Source organism: Campylobacter concisus (assembly GCF_050447505.1).
Lineage (GTDB): Bacteria > Campylobacterota > Campylobacteria > Campylobacterales > Campylobacteraceae > Campylobacter_A > Campylobacter_A concisus_BP.
Genome location: NZ_JALMFZ010000001.1, coordinates 704,640 through 723,177, shown reverse-complemented (window position 1 = coordinate 723,177; position 18,538 = coordinate 704,640). Strand labels below are relative to the sequence as shown.

Genomic DNA, 18,538 nt, shown 5'->3' with positions numbered 1-18,538 from the left:
AATGATATTAATTATTCTCTAGTAATTTTTGGGTAATTTGCTCAGCGCTTATGCCAAGGCTCTTTTCGACCTCAGCTGTCGAGCCATGCTGGATAAATTTATCATCATACTCAAAACTAACAACGCTTACATTTGATATGCCATTTTCTTGTAAAAAGGCACTTACGATCTCGCCAACACCGCCTTTTTTAGCGCTATCGCTAAAGATATACCACTTTTTAGTGCGTTTTGCAAGATCCAGCAAAAGCCCTCTATCAAGCGGCTTTACAAAGACTAGATCGACAAGGATAGATTCGAGCTTGCCAGCTAGTAAATTTCTAACCAAATTTGCCCTGCCAACGCCGTTGCCATAGCCTAAAAATGCGGTCTCACTCTTTGCGTCAGCTAAAATTTCACCCTTGCCAAACTCAAGCGGTTTAGCTTTAAACTCATCTCTTAAGATAAATGCCCCACGCGGATATCTAAACGCACTAACACCCTTGTAAGAGTAGGCAAATTTCATAACATTTTTCATGCTCTCTTCGCACCTTGGAGCAAAAAGAACCATATTTGGCACAGCGTTTAAGAAGCTAATGTCAAAAGCGCCCTGATGCGTTTCGCCGTCCTCGCCCACGATGCCTGCCCTATCCATCGCAAATGTGATGTTTAAATTTAAGATAGAAGCGTCGTGAATGACCTGATCATAGGCTCTTTGCATAAAGGTCGAGTATATCGCGACAAATGGCTTAAAGCCCTCTTTCGCCATGGCTGACATTGAGGTGACAGCGTGCTGCTCGGCTATCGCCACGTCCCAAAAGCGGTCTGGAAACTCATGTATGAGCGCATCCATGCCAGTGCCTGTTGGCATCGCAGCTGTTACGCCAACGATGTCGCTGTGCTCTCTTGCCATCTTTAAAAGCTGCTCGCTAAAGATCGCCGTAGCTGACTTGTTTGACTGTCTTTTTATAAATTCGCCACTTTTTAGATCAAATGGCCCAACTCCGTGCCAATTTTCATAGTAACCCTCAGCAAATTCATACCCTTTGCCCTTTAGCGTCTGCACGTGCACGATGACTGGTTTTTTTATGTTTTTGGCAGTTTCAAATGTGCTAAGAAGTGCCAAGAGGTCGTGTCCATCGACAGGGCCTATGTACTCAAGTCCAAGCTCTTCAAAAAACATGCCAGGAGTGATGAGCCTGATGCCTTCCTCCATGCGTCTAGCCATGTAGGCTGCGGAGTCTGGCATATAGCTTAAAAAGCGCTCAACCCTGCCTTTAAATTTTTGATAAAACTGCCCAGCCATCATCTGGCTTAGATACTTGCTAAGCGCGCCTATTGGCTTACTTATGCTCATCTCGTTGTCGTTTAGGATGATGACGCAAGGATATTTTCTATCCCCCAGCTCATTAAGCGCCTCATACGCCATGCCGCCACTTAGCGAGCCATCGCCTATGACAGCTACTGGCAAGCGCTCTTCATTTTTTAGTTTGATCGCCTTTGCAGCGCCAACTGCAAGCGATATGGATGTCGAGCTGTGGCCTGCTACAAAGTAGTCAAATTTGCTCTCGCTTGGCTTTGTGTAGCCGCTGATGCCGTTAAATTTTCTAAGCGTATCAAAGCTCTCCCAGCGCCCAGTTAGTAGCTTGTGCGCGTAGCTTTGGTGGCTCACGTCAAAGATAAACGGATCTTTTGTAACGTCAAAAATTTTATGCATCGCAACGATGATCTCGACTGCGCCGATGTTTGAGCTAAGGTGGCCACCATTTTTGCTAACGGTGGATAGAATTTTATCTCTGATGTCGTGGCAAAGCGCATTTAGCTCATCGATATTTAGGCTTTTAACGTCTTTATTCATTATTTACCAGCATTTTTAGCTTCTCAAGCCTTGTTTGCATCGTCGCATCGATATTTCCGCCCTCACTTATTATCACCACGCCACCTTTGCTTATGGCATCATCAGCGCTTACTTTTACGCGTTCGTTTTTACTAAACTGCTCTTTTAGATAGTCGCTATCTTCAGGATTTACGCGAATTTCTATATTTTTTACGTCGCTTAGCTCTTTTATAAGCGAATTTGCTAGGTGATGAGCGATCTGGCTAGATGCACTTGAAACCTCTTTTTCTATCACCTCTTTTGCGATCTTTATCGCAGTTTGCCCAAGCTCTTCTTCGCTCTTTTTCAAAAACTCATCAAATTTAACGTACTGCTCATCTAGCTTTGCAGCTGAAGCGCTAAATTTAGCCTCAAGCTCCTTTATCTTTGCTTCATTTGCAGCGTTTGTTTGGGCTATGCCTTCATTTTTGCCATCCTCTTTTGCACGGGCGATCTCAGCTTCAAGACGCTTTGCAAATTCGCTCTCTTGGTTTTCTATTTGCATTTGAAGCTTGATGATGTTGCTACTTAGTTCATCTGTCTTTTTAAGTAGCTCCTCGACAAAACTCGAGTCAAATCCAGGCTGGTGAGCTTGGTTATTTTGAGGCTGAGGCGCAAAGTGATTTTGCATGTTTGGTTGCACTGGGTGCGGCATCTGAGGTGCAAAATTTTCACCACCTTGCTCTAAATTTTGCTCATTTAGCTCTTCACTAAGATTATTTTCTTCTATCAAAACAGGTGCGCTATCTTGGGCTCTTTCATTGCTCCCAAGCACCTTAAATCTATAATTTTCTATAAAGTGAGCCGGCGAGGTCTCACTTGTTATCACGCTACTTTTCATTCTATCATCTCATCTGCTTCGCCAACTTGGAAGACGCCCTGATCAGCTAAGCCTTGGACTACCTCAACGATGCGTCTTTGCGCCTCTTCAACGTCTTTTACACGCACAGCGCCAAGGTATTGCATCTCCTCTTTAAAGGCTTCGGCTGCACGCTGAGACATATTTGATAAAAATTTATCCTTAATGCCATCGCTTGAACCCTTAAATGCAACCATAAGGTCTTTTTTATCGACATTTTTGAGAATTTCTCTAATCGCAGTTGCGTTAAGATTGATAATATCTTCAAAGGTAAACATAAGCTCTTTGATCGTTGTAGCAAGCTTATCGTCACTTTGCTCGATGCGCTCAATGGTGCTTTTGCTAGCTTTTTGACCAAGTCTGTTAAGCACTTCTGCCACAGCTCTTGGACCGCCGACCTCGACCTTGTAAGATGTAAGGCTCTCAAGCTTGCCCTCAAGCACGGTTGAGACACGTTTGATCACTGATGGGCTGATCTCGCCAAGATTTGCCATCCTGATCACGACCTCACTTCTTAGCTCATCTGAGAAAAAGCTTAACGTCTCGGCAGCACTTGTTGAGTCCATGTGGGCTAGGATTAGCGCGATAGTTTGAGGGTGCTCTTTTACGATGAAGTCTGCAAGTTGCTGTGGTTTTATCTTATCAAGATAGCCAAAGCTCTTTGAGTTTTCCATGCTTTTTGCAAGCTTGTCTAAAATTTTCTGAGCAGCCTCTGGACCAAATGTGCGGTATAAAATTTCTTTTGCATACTCTAAGCCGCCACTTCTCATATATTGATTTGACTGCATTAGAGCGTAAAATTCTTCCAAAATAGCGCCTGCAACTTGCTTGTCTATATTTTTTGCAGTTGCTATGTAGCCTGAAATTTCAGTGATGACATCAACATCCATGTGTGAAAATATAAGAGCTGTCGCCTCTTCACCAAGCTGGATCAGTAAAATAGCGATCTTTTCTGGCATCGAAAGATCATCATATATCATCTTTTGCTTATCGGTTAGTTTTATAGACATCAAATTTCCTTACGCATGTTAAAGTCACTATCATTTTTAACCATATCTTGGAGTAAATTTGAAATTTCCTCGCTTCTTTCAGTGACTACTATCTTCATCTTTTCAAGAAGGACGTCGTATTTTAGCTCGTCTTCGTTAAATTCACCGCTAAGACCAAGCTGCTCCTCGACCTTCTTGCGAGCGGCTTTAAATTTCTCAAGCGTATCTTCAGCATCCACCTCGATATCTTCAAGATCGTCCTGGGCTTGCTCCTCTTCTTCTTTCGTCTCTTCAAGCATCTTTTGCATAAATGGCACGATGACTTTTTTGTAGAAGATGTAGAGTAGCAGCGCTGCAAAGATGTATTTAAGTAGCGGCAAGAAAGGCATCACGTAGTTGTTCATAAAGCCATCCATCTTCTCGCCAGTGCTGACATCTTTGCCAGTTTTAAACTCGAAGTTATCTAGGCTCACCTCATCGCCTCTATTTTGATTGTAGCCGATTGATTGTTTGATCAAATTTGTGATTGATTCTCTTTGCTCTTTGGTAAGCGGGGCAAATTCAAGCTCGCCAGTTGGCTTGCCGTCTTTGTCCTTTTTGCTCTGATAAAGCCCGTCTATAACGACAGCTGCACTTACTCTGTTTATGCTAGCAAACTGCCCTTTGACATTTGTCACTTTCTTTGAAATTTCGTAGTTTGTCTGCTGTGAGCTTTTGTTGTACTGCTCTTTTAAAGTGCTGTCATCTAGTCCTTGAACAGGACCTATGTTGCTAACTGCACCAGGCACACCACCCACTTCATTTGGAGCTGAGCCTTGACGCTTTTCTTCGATGTTGCTCTCGCTTCTTACGACGTTATTTGGGTCATAAACCTCGCTTTTTGTATCTTTTTTATCAAAGTCAAAGTCGATATTTACCTTTGCTACGACCTTATCTGCCCCGCCCACGATAGGAGCTAGGACATTTACGATCTTTTGCTCGTAGTTATTTTCAAACTCGCGCTTATAGCGGATCTGCTGAGCTATGGTATCACTATCAAACTCTCCGTCTTCATCGCCAAGTGCAACGCCGTCTTGATTGACGATCTTTACATTTTCGGTGCTTAAATTTGTGACAGAGGCGGCGACTAGGTTTTTAATGCCAAAAATTTGCTTCGCATTTAAACTAACGCCTGGCTTTAGCTCAACAACGATAGAAGCGGTCGGCAGTGCTTGTCTTTCAGTAAAGACACTCTCTTTTGGTATGGCTATTCTTACGGTTGCTTTTTGGATAGATGAGAGGCTCTCGATCGTTCTAGCTAGCTCGCCTTCAAGCGCTCTTTGAAATTTAACTCTCTGCTCAGCGTCTGTTGCGCCAAATTCTTGCTTGTCAAAAATTTCAAAACCGATCTTGCTCTCTTTTGGTATGCCAAGCGTTGCAACAGCGATACGCTCTTTATATACATCGCTAGTTGGCACCAGTATTGTGCCTTCATTTGCTAGTTTATACTTGATACCATCTTTGTTTAGCTGATCAACTATTAAGGCTGAGTCGCTTGGACTGATGTTTTCAAAAAGGACGCTATATCCTGCAAAGCTATCACTTTTACTTTTGTAAAGCGTTAAAAATACCAAAAAAGCCACTACTAAGACGATCGAACTACCTGCGACGATCTTTTGTTTTAGTGAAAGCTTTTGATAAATTTGACTTATTTGATGAAGTAATGCCTTAAAATCCATATCCCTACTTTAAAATTTGCTCTAACTCTTCAAAAACTCTATCGTTTTGCCATGCCTGACCGATGGTGATTCTCACCGCATTTAAGGCGTAGCTTTTTAAATCTCGTAAAATTATACCTTTTTTTAGCATCTTTTCGCATATCTGGCTTGATTTTGGCTCGTTAAATTTAAAAGTTATGAAATTTGTATAGCTTGGGATAAACTCGATGCCATTTTGCTCTGCAAATTCCTCATATCTCTTCATCTGCTCGAAGTTGTTTTGCATAGTTTTTTGCACAAACTCATCATCACCAAGTGCTACGATCGCTGCTCTTAGGCTTGGAGTTGTGATGTTAAATGGAGCTCTTAGCTTTGAAAGAGCGCCTATGATCTCTTCATTTGCCACGCCGTATCCAACGCGCATGCCCCCAAGTGCGTAGGCCTTTGAAAAAGTGCCAAGATAGATGGCATTTTTAAATTTCACCACCTCGCTTGGCTTTATCTCTTTTTTGCTATCTTTAAATTTAGCAAATTCGTTGTAAGCGCAGTCAAGCACCACAAGCGTGTTTTCATCAATGTTTTTTATAAATTTATAGACCTCGTCAGCATCGATGCACTCGCCTAATGGGTTGTTTGGCAAGCAAAGAAAGACGACAGAAATTTCATCTTTGTGCGCGTTATAAATTTCTAAAAACTCGCTCAAATTATGCTCCACACTCTTTGTGCGGTAAATTTTAGCTCCAGTTTGTTTTGCGTAAATTTCATACATCGCAAACGTCACGCCAGCCATCAAAACACCACTTTGTTTGTTCGCCTTTGCGTGAAGTGCAAACTCTATGATTTGGTCGCTTCCAGAGCCGATGATTAAATTTTTGCTAGTTACGCCAAATTTATTAGCTAGCCCCTCTTTTAGCTCAAAGTAGCTATCGTCTGGATAGAGATGTGCGTTTTTAGCGACCTCTTTTAGCGCCTCTTCTACGCGTTTGCTCGTGCCAAAAGGGTTTTCATTGCTCGCTAGCTTTATCACATCTTTTGCATCGATGCCAAACTCTCTAACCACAAGCTCGATCGGCTTTCCAGCCTCGTAATTTACTAGATCATCTAAAAAGTCATTAAATTTCATTACTCATCTCCGTTTAAATAGCTTCCAAGCCAAGTTATCTCAGCGCCGCTCTCTTTTGCGAGCTCAAAGGCGTTTTGCACCTTCTCATCGTCGATATGCCCTTCAAAGTCAAGATAAAAAATTGACTTAAATTCGCGCTGCTTTATAGGACGTGACTCAAGTTTTGTGATATTGATATTCTCATTTTTAAAGATAGAAAGCAGATCAGCAAGGCGTCCTGGACTGTGATCAGTTTTAGCCAGGATCGAAGTTTTTGAGTTTTCAACCTTGGCATTTTTAAAATCGCTTAAGATCAAAAATCTCGTTCTATTTGCCATATTATCTTCGATCGTTTCATAGACGATTGGCACGTTGTAAATTTTAGCTGCTATTTTTGAGCAAATAGCGGCTGATTCTCTATCCATAGATGCCATATATGCAGCTGCTGCGGTTGATTTAGCTGGGACAAATTCGACCTCATTTAGCAAGTGATCTTCTAAAAATTTACGGCACTGGTTGTAGCCTTGCGGATGTGAGTAAATTCGCTTTATCTCTTTTAAATTTTCATTTATGCTAACAAAGCTGTGGTGGATATCTACGTAGAGCTCTGCCACTATCTTTATATCATCAAATTTACTCAAACAATCAAGCGTAGCTCCAACAGCACCTTCAGTGTTGTTTTCGATAGGCACGACGCCGTATTTTGCCTCTTTTTGAGCTAGCTTCGTAAAAACTGCCTCGATCGTAGCAAGAGGCAGATAGGCGCTCATCGCACCAAATCTACTCTGCGCCGCTTGATGCGTATAAGTGCCCTCAGGTCCTAGATAGACGATCTTTTGAGGCATCTCTAAATTTCTACTAACAGCAAAAATTTCAAGATAAATGGCCTCGATCGCAGCCTTATTTAAAGCTTTATCTTTGCTAAGGCTAGTTAAGCGGTTTATGATAGCTCGCTCACGCTCAGGGCGATATATAGGCGTCCCAGTCGTTTGCTTTAGCTTGCCGATCTGCTCGACAAGCTTCATTCTTTCATTTAGTTTATTTAAGATGAGATCATCGATACTATCGATCTCTTTTCTAAGCTCATTTAGCTCTTGCATCAGCGCTCTCCAAAAACTCAATCTCAGGTGCCACGACGTCCTCGAAACTCTCGCGTCTTCTTATCAGCTTATCTTTGCCATCAAGCACGCAAACTTCAGCGGCTCTGTTTCTTGTGTTGTAGTTTGAGCTCATGCTAAATCCATAAGCTCCTGCCCCTTTAACCACGATGACGTCGCCACTCTTGCACTCTGGCAGATTGATATCTTTTGCTAAAAAGTCGCCGCTTTCACAAACTGGACCGACCACATCGCAAGTGCCTAAATTTTCATCCTTGCCGTAGGCGAAAATTTTGTGATGCGCGCCATAAAGGCTTGGTCTTATGAGATCATTCATCGCGCCATCAGTGATGACAAATCTCTTTTTGCCATTAAATTTCTCATATAAAACACTTGCTACAAAGTAGCCAGCATTGCCCACGATAAAGCGTCCTGGCTCGCAAACGACGGTCACATCTTGACCTTTTAGTGCGCCTAAAATTCCTTGTGCGTAGTCGTATAAATTTATCTCTTTTTCATCGTTATAGATGATGCCAAGTCCGCCACCAACGTCAAAGAATTTGATATCGATCTCAAGTGCTCTTAGCTCTCTTAAAAGCTCGCTTACGATCTTTGCAGCGTCTATTATCGGGCTTAGTGAAGTTAGCTGCGAGCCGATGTGAAAATGTATGCCAGTTGGCTCAAGAAACTCTGATGCTTTAGCGTGGATATACATCTTTTTAGCTGTCTGCGCATCAACGCCAAATTTGTTTTCATTTAGCCCTGTCGAGATATATGGGTGAGTTTTTGCATCGACACCTGGATTTACCCTGATGCTGATCCTTGCCTTTAAATTTAGCCCTTTTGCTATCTCTTCAAGCCTTAAAAGTTCGGCAAAACTCTCAACATTTATAAGCAAAATTTCATTTTCCAAAGCCTCTTTTAGCTCTTCATCGCTCTTGCCAACGCCGCTAAAGATGATCTGATATCTCTTAGCACCTGCAAGAAGCGCCCTTTTGACCTCGCCGATGCTCACGCAGTCAAATCCAGCTCCAAGATCAGCCAGAAATTTTAAAACGCTTAAATTTGAGTTTGCTTTTACAGCGTAGCAAACTAGAGATTTTCTAGCGTAAAATGCGTTTTTTAGCGCCTCGTAGCGCTCTTTAATGTAGTTAAAATCATAGACGTAAAGTGGGGTTTTGTATTTGCTTGCAAGCTCTTTAAAATCCATAAAATAGCCTTTTTTAAAATGGCTTGATTTTACAAAAAAGTTGCCAAAATTTGGCTTAACGATGCGATTTTATGAGATAAATGGCGTATGCAAAAAGCAAAATAATAGGAAGCACCATGCCAATCTCTGGCAAGATGACTGAGGTTTGAGCAAATTTACTTAAAATAAAGAGAAGCCCCCAAACTACGAGTGTTATCACAACAAAGATAAATGTTGAGAGTGCGAGGTTAAAAAACCTACCAGTCACTGGCAAATGATAGTAGAAGATAAGCAATAAAAATGGCGCAAAAAATGGCGTGATGGCAAGGTTATAAAATGCAGTCCTTGCGCTATCAAGCCCTATGCCTTCGTTTTTAAATGTCTTTATAAAATTTATCGCATCAGGTATGTTAAATTTCGAGTTTTCAACACTTGCAGCACTCTCGATGCTCTTTGGCTTAAAGCCTCTTAGCGCATCTAAATTTTCACTTTTTACCTTACTAAAGCCACTTTCGCCAAGTTCTAAGCTTTGAGGCAAAAAGGTCTGATTTACATCTTCTAAAACCCACTCATTGTCTTTAAATTTAGCGTGGTCGGCAAAAGTTGTCGAGAGCAAGTCAGTGCCATTAATGTCAAAAATTCTCACGTCATTTGCCCTTTGCTTGGCTGAATTTAGCTCTTTTATATAGATAAATTTACCTTCAAATTTCAAAAATGAGTCGTTTGTGCTTTTTGAAAAAGCGGTGTTTTTAGCGATACTCTTTTGATAGTCATGCGCATAAGCAAACGGCGTAAAATTTAGCCCGACGTAAAAAAACGTCACAAAAAGCGCGATAAGAAATGGCGGCAAAATGAGCTTGTTTTTGTTGATACCAAGAGCATAAAAGCTGATTAGCTCGTTTGAGCGAACCATATTTACATGCAAAATTATTAGCGCAAAGATGATTGAGAGTGGCAAAACGTAGCTAATGGCACTTAGTGCAGTAAGGCCGACGTAGAGTAGCTGAAGGTTCGCAGATGGCGGCAGATCTTTTAAATTTGTAAGCAGATCAATGCCAACATAAAATAGCTCAAGTGCTAAAAATACGATAAGAAAAGATTTTATATAGACCCAGCCAACGTATCTGGCGTATAGTTTCATTTGATAAGACCTTTTTTTACCGTAAATTTTTGTGAAATTTCGTTGATGTCTCTCTTTAGCAGCTCACAAACCGCATTTTTTGTATAGGCTAAAATTTCATCTAAAGCCTTTTTTTCTTCATCGCTAAACTCTCCAAGGACGAAATTTTTAGCATCACCCTCATGCCCTATGCCAACGCGCACTCTTTCGTAGTCGTTGCCGATTAGATTATCGATCGATTTTATGCCGTTATGTCCGCCGCTACTGCCGCCTTTTTTAAATTTAACCGCGCCAAAACTAAGGTCAAGATCGTCGTGGATGACGATGATCCTATCTGGCTTATAAAAGTCTTTTACTGCCTTTACGCTTTGACCTGAGAGGTTCATAAAGGTTGTTGGTTTTAGCAAGATAATGTCGTTAAATTTAAAAACTTCGCCTTGAAATTTAGCTGAGCTAACATCTTTGAAATTTGAGTCTTTTAGGAGGTCTATAAGCATAAAGCCTATGTTGTGTCTAGTGTTTTCGTATTTGGGGCCAGGATTTCCCAGCCCCGCTATTAGTGTCACAAAAGCCCTTTTTATTTAGCTTTAATAACTCCAAGTACCGCAACACGGTCAGCGTCAATGATAGTAACGCCTTTAGGAGCTGTGATATCACGAACCAAAATCGTATCATCAATGTCAAGTTTGCTTACATCAACGTCAAATGAATTTGGTAAATTTTCAGCCGTGCATTTTACGCAAAGACGTCTTTTTGACTGGATCAAAACGCCCTTATTTTTAAGACCAATAGGTGTTCCAACTGGCTTAACTGGGATCATATATTTTGATAAAACGCCTGGAAGTGCTACTTTTAGATCTACGTGTTTAAGATCGCTTGTAACAACATCTCTTTGGTAATCAACAATAACGACATTATAAACTTTTCCGCCTACTTTTACATCAAAAGCAAGGCTCTCTTTTTTGCGTGCCTCTTTTATAAAGTCATTTACTTTAAAAGCAGCTGCAACATTCTCTAATCCCTTGCCATAAATGTTGGCGATTAGATAACCATCTCTTCTCAAAGCCTTCGCAGACTTCTTACCGATACTCTCTCTAACGATACCTTCTAACATCGTTTTCCTTTCATAAAAAATAGGTGCTGATTTTATCTAATGCTTTATAAATTTCACATAAAGCTTATTAAATTTCTTTAAGTGCGATCACTTCAGGTTGATCTTGTTTGCTTTGAGGTTTGCCAAAATTTACACCATTTTCAAAGCTAAAACCTGCCACATTTGAGCTTTTTATCTTAAGCTGCAAATCGCCCCTATTGCTAGCATTGTCAAGCGCCACTTCGGCACTAATTATCTTATTTTCATAAAGCTCAAGCAGGTGCTGATCAAAAGTTTGCATGCCGTAAGTATTTTTTGACTCAGCTATGGCAAGATCGATCTCATCAAATTTCTCTTCAGATATGAGCTCTTTTATGCGGGTATTTTTTCTCATGATCTCAACTGCTGGGCGTCTTGTGCCAAAAAGCGTCTTAACTAACCTTTGTGAGATGACGCAAGCAAGCACTGAAGAGAACATAAGGCTGACCTTATCTCTCTCGCCTTGCGGGAAGCTATTTACTATCCTATTTACGCTCTCTTTTGCATCAAGGGTGTGAAGTGTCGAAAGCACCAAGTGACCAGTCTCAGCAGCTCTAATGGCAGTCTCAATCGTCTCAAGATCTCTCATCTCACCCACCAAAATGATGTCAGGATCTTCTCTTAATGAAGCTCTTAGCGCATCTGAGAAATTTAGCGCATCTGCCCCGATAGAGCGCTGGTTGATTATACTTTTATCGTCGTTAAATACGTATTCGATCGGATCTTCAATAGTCACGATGTGCGATCTTTTTGTTTGGTTGATGAAATTTATCATGCTTGCAAGCGTCGTTGTCTTGCCACTTCCAGTTGGACCAGTCACTAAAATGATGCCACGAGTGGTCTCTGCGCAAATTTTTTCTACCACGCTTGGTAAATTTAGATCTTTTATGGTTGGAATTTTCGTTGGAGTGACACGAAATACAGCAGAAATTCCATTTATCTGCAAAAACATATTTACACGAAAGCAGTACTCGTCATTTAATTTATAAGAAAAATCTATATCTTTTTTATCCATAAACTCATCAAATTTAGCCCCCAAAAGCTCATTTGCGATAGCTATTGCGTCACTTGGGTCTAAATTTTCTTCACTAAGTGGCATGATCTCACCATTAAATCTGCCATAAACAAGACTTGCAGATTTTAGGTGAAGGTCGCTGCCGCCTTTATCGACTAAAGAGCACAGATATGAGTCTAGGTCTTTTTTGGTCATTAAAGTGATTTCATAATCTCATCAAATGCTGCAACAAACTGCTTTAAGCCGTCATTTAAAAGCTCTTTATAAGTAGCATTTATATCGATCTCATTATTTTTTATGATGTGAAAAAAGCTTGAGATATTCTCTTTGCTAGGGGCATTTTTTGCCTCAGCTTTTTCTTTTATAAATTCTTTTATCGTCTCTATCGGAGCTGTGTTTATAGAGTTTTTATACATTAGCTCCCTAACGTAATAATCCCCTCTTAAGCCCCCGCCTTTTATGCCAGTGCTTGCAAAAAGTGTTCTTACGTTTTCCAAGCCAAAATCCTCAATGATATGATAGATATTTGCAGCATTCATTATGCCGATCTGTCCTGTTGGTAGGCTCTTTGCAGACATTGTCTCATCAAGCTTTCTATCAAATCTACTAACAAAAACGCTGATAACGCCTTTTGGCATCGTCGTATCCACAAAGCGGCTTGCATAAGCCTTACTACCCTCTTTAAAAGCCTCTAGGCAGTTTTTAGCCTGATCTGGCGAGAAAATGAGCGTCGCATTTACGCTGATGCCTCTTGCCATAAGCGCACTCATCGCTTCATAGCCTTCTTTTGTGGCTGGAATTTTTATCATAACATTTGGCATTGAGATAAGGTTGTGAAGCCTGATGCCCTCTTCTATCGTTGCAGCTGTTTCGCCACTTAAATTTGGATCAACCTCGATGCTAACAAAGCCATCATCGCCATTTGCGTAGTTTTTTAACATTTTACATGCGGCGATCTTGATATCTTGGGTCGCTAAAATTTCATAAAGATCTTTTGGATGACGCTTGTTGCTATTTTGTATGATCTGTTTGTAAGCAGGTGATGCAAAAGCTGTTTTAAAGATAGCTGGGTTGCTTGTAGCTCCGTTTATAGCACCTTTTTCTAATAAAGAGTTGAATTCGTTTTGTAAAAAATCTCTCTCTATAAAGTCACACCAAAGAGAAAATTTAGCTTCATTGTCATACATTTTTTTACCTTATATAATTTAAAATTTCACACAGATCCTTGACATCCACGCAATGCGTCGCCTCTTTTTTTAAAATTTCTTTCGCACAAAAGGCAATTTTTAGATCACATTTTCTAAACATAGACACATCGTTAGCTCCGTCGCCAACGCACATGATCTCACTTTTATCTAAATTTAATAGCCCCTTTAAGCGATCTATCATCTCGCCTTTTGAGCTACCAAACATCATCTCTCCGCCAACTTCACCTGTTAAAATTCCATCTTTGTGGTGCAAGATATTTGCAAAATTTGCATCAAATTTAAGTTTTTCTTGCATCTTATCAGTTGCGATGTGAAAACCACCACTAAAGACCACGACTTTTATATCCTTTTGCTTTAGAGCAGCTATAAGTTCGCTAGCTCCTGGCATGATGGGTAAATTTTTACAAATTTCATCTGCCTTTGAGAGCGGCATTCCTTTTAAAAATTTTACTCTTGCTGTAAGACTTTCAAAAAAATCAAGTTCGCCGTTCATTGAACGCTTAGTTATGCTAGCCACCTCATCGCTGGCGTTATTAACGGCGGCGAGGATATCAATCGTCTCGCCGTCCATTATCGTAGAGTCAAAGTCAAAAACGCAAAGTTTTATCAAGCTATGCCCTAAAAATCACGCTTTAAAAGGCTCTCGACCTTTAAAATCGTAAGGATGTTTTGATCGCGTTTGCCGATACCATAGATCATGCCTTTGTCTTTTACCAAAGTCTCTGGCGGCGGATCGATCCTGTTGCGGTCTATTCTGATAGCCTCCGTCAAGCGGTCTATCACGAAGCCTGCGATATTATCCTCATCTTTCATGACGATATATCTTGTATTTGAGCTTTGCTTTGTAACATTTAGTGAAAAACGTTTTCTCAAATCAATAAGCGGTATAACGTTTCCACGTAGGTTAAAGACACCAAGAACATAGTCAGGCACGCTAGGAACACGGGTGTATTCGATAGGTTTGATTATCTCTTGGATATTTAAAATAGGTATCGCATACTCTTCCTCGCCAACAACGAAGCCTACAAGTTGGACTATATCTTCGTTGTTTTTTATCTCAGGCTCGTCAATTTGTTGTTTTTGTTTGCTTAAAACTTGGTTTAGTTTATCATTCATCGCCTAACCCCTAACCTAATTTAATATTTTTTCTAACAACGTTTTCAAGGTATTCTGACGAATATGGTTTTGTGATATATTCTGTCATACCAACCTCTACTCCACGCAATCTATCAGTTTTAGACGTTCTTGATGTTACTGCTATTAGCGGTAAAGTGCGATACTTAGAGTATTTGCGAATTTCACCAGCTAGAGTATATCCGTCCATCCTTGGCATCTCAATATCAATGAGCACCGCATCAAATGCATGCTCGCCTGATTTAATTATATTGAGTGCTTCTACTCCGTTAGTTGCTTCTATTATTGTGACGCCGATTGGCTCAAGCGATTTTTGCATGATGGTTCTATCCATCTTAGAGTCATCAACGATTAGGACCTTATAGTCGCTTGGTTTCTCTTTTGCTTTAGCACTATCTTCCATTTCGGCTCTAATATTTACCTTAATATCCTTTGCCATCTCCATCATAGCACCAACATCTATGATAAGAGTTACGCGGCCATCGCCTCTAATAGTAGCTCCAGCGATGCCTGGGATATTTTGTAGATAATCACCCATTGACTTAATAACGATCTCTTCTTGACCAACTAAAGTATCTACTATGATGCCCAGTTTTGCCTCAGCAACGCCGATGATAACGACATAAGTTTGATCTCCGCCATCAAAGACTTTATTAACACCAAAGACGTCTGAAAGCCTAACAAGAGATAAAACCTCATCTCTTAGTCTTAAAACGTTTTTGCCATCGATCGTGTAAATATCATCAATTGGCACGCGAACAGTCTCAAGAACGCTCGCAAGTGGTATCGCATAAAATTCCTCTTGTGTTCCGACAAGAAGTGACTGAATGATCGCAAGTGTGAGTGGAATTTTAAGCTTCATAACTGTGCCTTTTCCAACTTCACTCTCGATATCAATGATACCATTTAGCTTTTCAATATTTGTCTTAACAACGTCCATGCCAACGCCACGACCAGATACGTTTGTAACCTTGGCTGCAGTTGAAAATCCTGGCTTAAATATAAGACCAAATGCCTCTTTCTCACTCATCGCATCAGCTTCGCGCTCAGTGATGATGCCTTTTTCTATAGACTTAGCTTTAAGCATATCAGCATCCAAGCCCTTACCATCATCAACTATCTCAACAACGATGTGGTTGCCCTCATTATAGGCTTTTAGCTGAACAAGGCCTTTTTCAGGTTTGCCCATTGCTTTTCTTGTCTCAGGATCTTCGATACCATGATCGCATGAGTTTCTAATGATATGTACTAGCGGATCGCCGATCTCTTCAACGATTGATTTATCAAGCTCAGTCTCTTCACCTGAAATTTCAAGGTCGATCTGCTTACCAAGCTCACGGCTAAGATCGCGTATCATACGTGGGAATTTATTAAAGACTTTTGCTATTGGAAGCATCCTCGTCTTCATAACAGCTAGCTGGATATCAGTCGTAACTAGACTTAGGCTTGATACTACTTGATTTAGCTCTTCTAAGAATTTCTCGCCCTCATATCTCTCTTCTACGTCATCATAAATTTTTAACAAGCGGTTTTTACCAAGAACAAGCTCGCCGATTAAATTCATCAAGTGATCAAGTCTTTTTACTTCAACACGTATCGTTTGCTCTTGTGCTACTGCACTGCTGCTGCTACTAGCTGCTGGCACTTTTTTATCTGCATCTCTTTCTCTACTAGGAGCTGGCTTAGGTGCTGGTGCTGGTGCAGCGCTTGCAGCTGGTGCTATCTCTTCAGGAGATTTTGGAGCTATGCCTTTTGAAGCACGTCTTGCTTGATCTTCTGCTTTTCTAACTTTTAAAAGTCTCTCTATCTCAGCTTCAACCTCAGAGTCACTTAGCTTTGAAAGCTCAGCATCGCTTACTTCAGGAGCTGCTTCTTCAGCTGGTGCGGCTGGCTCTGGCTCTTTTACTGGCTCAGGAGCTGGTGCTGCTGCTGGAGCTTCTGTGGCTGCACTTGGTGCTTCACCTTCAGAAATTTGAGTAAGTCTTACACAAATATTTTTAATATCGATGCCAGCGGCTGCGTCACTACCGTTATCTCTAATGCTCTCAAGTAGTCTTTTCATCATATCAACTGACTCAAGAACAACGTCCATGATATCTGGAGTGATCTTTAGCTCGCCTTTTCTAGCTTTGTTTAAAACATCCTCCATATGGTGAGTAAGCTCTGTTAAAACGTCAAAATTTAAAAAGCTTGAGCTACCTTTTACTGTGTGAGCAACACGGAAAATTCTATTTAAAAGCTCCAAATCTTCAGGGTTTGCCTCTAGTTCAACAAGGTCATGGTCTATCTGCTCAATAAGTTCGAAAGCCTCTATTAAAAAGTCTTCCATTATTTCTTTCATATCATCCATACTTCACCTCACTTCGCAGATTTAGAATGTGCTTCAATCACTTTTAGCACCTCTTGATAAAATACACCAGCATCAAATTTTGTAAGATACGCAGCACCACCGGCTTCTTTACTCTTAACCTCACTAAATTCATTGCTTAATGAAGAGTTAAACACAACTGGAACATCTTTAAATCTATCATCATTTTTAATAGTTGAAGCAAAGCGGTATCCATCCATTTGTGGCATTTCGATATCACTTAAGATAACTCTAAGCTCTTTTGTTAAGTTATCTCCATATCTTTGATAAAGCTCCTCCATCCTCTCTAAGCCCTCAACGCCGTTTTTAGCTTCAACTACGCTAAGGCCCATCTTCTCAAGTGCATCTTTTACTAGCTTTCTAGCAGTTGAGCTATCATCTAGAACCAAAGCAGCACCTTTGATCTTTTGATCGTCTGTTACGTCAAATTCGATCTTTGGTGAGTAAATTCCTAGCTCTTCAACGATGCTTTCAAGATCAAGAATAAGAAGTACTTCGTCGTTTTCTATTCTCGTTACACCTGTGATCTTGCCCTTATCTAGAGTACCAGCTCCGGCAGCAAAATTTGCAGGCTCTATGTCTTTCCAGTTTATACGTCTGATCCTCTTGGCCTCATGGACGATAAAACCGATCAATATACCGCTAAATTCAGCGATAATAACACGTGGTTTTATGACTACACCCTCAGTTGGCTCGACTATATTCATCCATCTTGCCAAATTTATAACAGGGATAACCACACCTCTTAAATCAAAAATTCCCTCGATATACTCAGGAACGCCAGGAAGCTCGGTAAGATTTGGCATCTTAATGATCTCCCGCACCTTTGCGACATTGACTCCGTATATTCCTTCATATACTTTGTTTTCGGCCTTTTTAAAGATACGAAAATCAACAAGTTCCATCTCGTTTGAGCCCGTTTTTAGTACGTTGTCTCCAAACATCAATGTCCTTTCAAACTCATTTTGAGCAAATTCAACTTTTGCTGGGCGTATTCTACAACAAAATAACTTTGCTCGCATGCAAAACAAGGTAAATTTATATAAAATCTATCGTAAATATCAAATAGCTCACCTTGATGATAGTGTCCCTCTATCACTATACTTGCGTCAAAGCCCTGCAAATGCTTGCTCATTAGCTCCTTGAAGTTTGAAATTTTATAGTGCAGATTTTTCTTAGTAAGTTTGGCTAGTATCGCTTTTGAAATTTTAAAATCCAAAATTTTATCAAGCGCGTTCATAAATTTCAAAAACCATCTAAGCCTTAAAAACCTAAGCGCATACTTATCTATAAAAGGCAAAAATATATCGCCATGCGCGATCTGGACGTGCTCGCCACTTATAGTTCTAAATTTCACTGGCTGAGCGCAAATATCATAGACCTTTACCCCCTCAAAGCTTAGCCTCTCCCCTTTGTCCCAAAAATCTCTAGTTTTATTAAATAAATTTGAAAGTCTAAAATCGTGGTTGCCCTCGAAGTAAAAAATTTCCACCTTTTGTGAAATTTTATTTATAAGCCTTAAGTGCTCAGCGTAAAATTTTTGCGTATATTCGCCCTCGCCCGTTAAAAAATCAAATATATCGCCGAGCAAGAAAATCTGCGGTGGCTCCTTGATCTCTCCGCCATCAACGGCGCGCAAGAATTTCAAAAATCCATCGCGGTTTATGTTTTCATGCGCATCAGCCAAAAAGATCGCACCTTCTTTTATAACGGGGGCATATAGATATTCGCTCAAATTTTGCCTTAATTAAAAATTAACGGAGCCAAAAAGTAGTT

At 40.5% G+C, this 18,538-nt stretch carries 17 protein-coding genes; all 17 read right to left on the bottom strand.

The features are described from left to right. Positions 1-7: 7 nt before the first annotated feature. The 17 genes from dxs to MTT09_RS03445 all read right to left on the bottom strand — a co-directional run bounded on the left by dxs (position 8) and on the right by MTT09_RS03445 (position 18,497). A complete protein-coding gene (gene dxs / locus MTT09_RS03525; protein ID WP_429802576.1) occupies positions 8-1,834 on the bottom strand; it encodes a 1-deoxy-D-xylulose-5-phosphate synthase in 1,827 nt (608 codons plus the stop codon). Further along, positions 1,827-2,693 carry a flagellar assembly protein FliH gene (fliH, locus tag MTT09_RS03520; RefSeq protein ID WP_429802574.1) on the bottom strand — a complete coding sequence of 289 codons (867 nt, stop codon included), beginning with the start codon at positions 2,691-2,693 and terminating at the stop codon, positions 1,827-1,829. The genes dxs and fliH overlap by 8 nt, the downstream gene beginning before the upstream one ends. Beyond that, positions 2,690-3,721 carry a flagellar motor switch protein FliG gene (gene fliG, locus MTT09_RS03515; protein ID WP_012001435.1) on the bottom strand — a complete coding sequence of 344 codons (1,032 nt, stop codon included), beginning with the start codon at positions 3,719-3,721 and terminating at the stop codon, positions 2,690-2,692. Before fliG ends, fliH begins: the two co-directional genes overlap by 4 nt. Then, positions 3,721-5,418 carry a flagellar basal-body MS-ring/collar protein FliF gene (fliF, locus tag MTT09_RS03510; protein ID WP_429802572.1) on the bottom strand — a complete coding sequence of 566 codons (1,698 nt, stop codon included), beginning with the start codon at positions 5,416-5,418 and terminating at the stop codon, positions 3,721-3,723. The genes fliG and fliF overlap by 1 nt, the downstream gene beginning before the upstream one ends. A 4-nt stretch (positions 5,419-5,422) precedes the next feature. Then, positions 5,423-6,520, bottom strand: a complete 1,098-nt coding sequence (hisC, locus tag MTT09_RS03505) for a histidinol-phosphate transaminase (protein WP_429802570.1) — start codon at positions 6,518-6,520, stop codon at positions 5,423-5,425. Further along, positions 6,520-7,599: a prephenate dehydratase gene (gene pheA / locus MTT09_RS03500; protein WP_009294657.1), complete on the bottom strand. Its 1,080-nt coding sequence runs from the start codon at positions 7,597-7,599 to the stop codon at positions 6,520-6,522. The genes hisC and pheA overlap by 1 nt, the downstream gene beginning before the upstream one ends. Then, the gene (gene lysA / locus MTT09_RS03495) at positions 7,583-8,806 is read right to left on the bottom strand and encodes a diaminopimelate decarboxylase (RefSeq protein ID WP_429802568.1); all 1,224 of its coding nucleotides are present in this window, start codon (positions 8,804-8,806) and stop codon (positions 7,583-7,585) included. Before lysA ends, pheA begins: the two co-directional genes overlap by 17 nt. A gap of 55 nt (positions 8,807-8,861) precedes the next feature. Continuing rightward, positions 8,862-9,926 carry an LptF/LptG family permease gene (locus MTT09_RS03490; protein ID WP_429802566.1) on the bottom strand — a complete coding sequence of 355 codons (1,065 nt, stop codon included), beginning with the start codon at positions 9,924-9,926 and terminating at the stop codon, positions 8,862-8,864. Then, positions 9,923-10,471 carry an aminoacyl-tRNA hydrolase gene (gene pth / locus MTT09_RS03485; RefSeq protein WP_429802564.1) on the bottom strand — a complete coding sequence of 183 codons (549 nt, stop codon included), beginning with the start codon at positions 10,469-10,471 and terminating at the stop codon, positions 9,923-9,925. The genes MTT09_RS03490 and pth overlap by 4 nt, the downstream gene beginning before the upstream one ends. Positions 10,472-10,482: 11 nt before the next feature. Beyond that, the gene (locus MTT09_RS03480; RefSeq protein WP_002939542.1) at positions 10,483-11,019 is read right to left on the bottom strand and encodes a 50S ribosomal protein L25/general stress protein Ctc; all 537 of its coding nucleotides are present in this window, start codon (positions 11,017-11,019) and stop codon (positions 10,483-10,485) included. A gap of 67 nt (positions 11,020-11,086) precedes the next feature. Then, positions 11,087-12,247 (bottom strand): type IV pilus twitching motility protein PilT, encoded by a 1,161-nt coding sequence (locus tag MTT09_RS03475; RefSeq protein WP_148824686.1) that lies wholly within the window; start codon positions 12,245-12,247, stop codon positions 11,087-11,089. Further along, positions 12,247-13,239 carry a transaldolase gene (locus MTT09_RS03470; RefSeq protein ID WP_148824687.1) on the bottom strand — a complete coding sequence of 331 codons (993 nt, stop codon included), beginning with the start codon at positions 13,237-13,239 and terminating at the stop codon, positions 12,247-12,249. Before MTT09_RS03470 ends, MTT09_RS03475 begins: the two co-directional genes overlap by 1 nt. Before the next feature lie 4 nt (positions 13,240-13,243). Further along, the gene (serB, locus tag MTT09_RS03465; protein ID WP_429802561.1) at positions 13,244-13,870 is read right to left on the bottom strand and encodes a phosphoserine phosphatase SerB; all 627 of its coding nucleotides are present in this window, start codon (positions 13,868-13,870) and stop codon (positions 13,244-13,246) included. Between the two features lie 8 nt (positions 13,871-13,878). After that, positions 13,879-14,376 (bottom strand): chemotaxis protein CheW, encoded by a 498-nt coding sequence (locus MTT09_RS03460; protein WP_021087872.1) that lies wholly within the window; start codon positions 14,374-14,376, stop codon positions 13,879-13,881. Between the two features lie 10 nt (positions 14,377-14,386). After that, positions 14,387-16,744 (bottom strand): hybrid sensor histidine kinase/response regulator, encoded by a 2,358-nt coding sequence (locus MTT09_RS03455; RefSeq protein WP_429802559.1) that lies wholly within the window; start codon positions 16,742-16,744, stop codon positions 14,387-14,389. A gap of 8 nt (positions 16,745-16,752) precedes the next feature. Continuing rightward, complete coding sequence (locus tag MTT09_RS03450) at positions 16,753-17,706, bottom strand: chemotaxis protein (RefSeq protein ID WP_021089619.1); 954 nt, start codon at positions 17,704-17,706, stop codon at positions 16,753-16,755. Beyond that, positions 17,706-18,497 (bottom strand): UDP-2,3-diacylglucosamine diphosphatase, encoded by a 792-nt coding sequence (locus MTT09_RS03445; RefSeq protein WP_429802557.1) that lies wholly within the window; start codon positions 18,495-18,497, stop codon positions 17,706-17,708. Before MTT09_RS03445 ends, MTT09_RS03450 begins: the two co-directional genes overlap by 1 nt. Between the last annotated feature and the right edge of the window lie 41 nt (positions 18,498-18,538).

Coding starts and splice junctions, on each gene's coding strand:
- dxs (WP_429802576.1), bottom strand. CDS start 1,834: ATGAATAAAGACGTTAAAAGCCTAAATATCGATGAGCTAAATGCGCTT.
- fliH (WP_429802574.1), bottom strand. CDS start 2,693: ATGAAAAGTAGCGTGATAACAAGTGAGACCTCGCCGGCTCACTTTATA.
- fliG (WP_012001435.1), bottom strand. CDS start 3,721: ATGTCTATAAAACTAACCGATAAGCAAAAGATGATATATGATGATCTT.
- fliF (WP_429802572.1), bottom strand. CDS start 5,418: ATGGATTTTAAGGCATTACTTCATCAAATAAGTCAAATTTATCAAAAG.
- hisC (WP_429802570.1), bottom strand. CDS start 6,520: ATGAAATTTAATGACTTTTTAGATGATCTAGTAAATTACGAGGCTGGA.
- pheA (WP_009294657.1), bottom strand. CDS start 7,599: ATGCAAGAGCTAAATGAGCTTAGAAAAGAGATCGATAGTATCGATGAT.
- lysA (WP_429802568.1), bottom strand. CDS start 8,806: ATGGATTTTAAAGAGCTTGCAAGCAAATACAAAACCCCACTTTACGTC.
- MTT09_RS03490 (WP_429802566.1), bottom strand. CDS start 9,926: ATGAAACTATACGCCAGATACGTTGGCTGGGTCTATATAAAATCTTTT.
- MTT09_RS03480 (WP_002939542.1), bottom strand. CDS start 11,019: ATGTTAGAAGGTATCGTTAGAGAGAGTATCGGTAAGAAGTCTGCGAAG.
- MTT09_RS03475 (WP_148824686.1), bottom strand. CDS start 12,247: ATGACCAAAAAAGACCTAGACTCATATCTGTGCTCTTTAGTCGATAAA.
- MTT09_RS03470 (WP_148824687.1), bottom strand. CDS start 13,239: ATGTATGACAATGAAGCTAAATTTTCTCTTTGGTGTGACTTTATAGAG.
- MTT09_RS03460 (WP_021087872.1), bottom strand. CDS start 14,376: ATGAATGATAAACTAAACCAAGTTTTAAGCAAACAAAAACAACAAATT.
- MTT09_RS03455 (WP_429802559.1), bottom strand. CDS start 16,744: ATGGATGATATGAAAGAAATAATGGAAGACTTTTTAATAGAGGCTTTC.
- MTT09_RS03450 (WP_021089619.1), bottom strand. CDS start 17,706: ATGTTTGGAGACAACGTACTAAAAACGGGCTCAAACGAGATGGAACTT.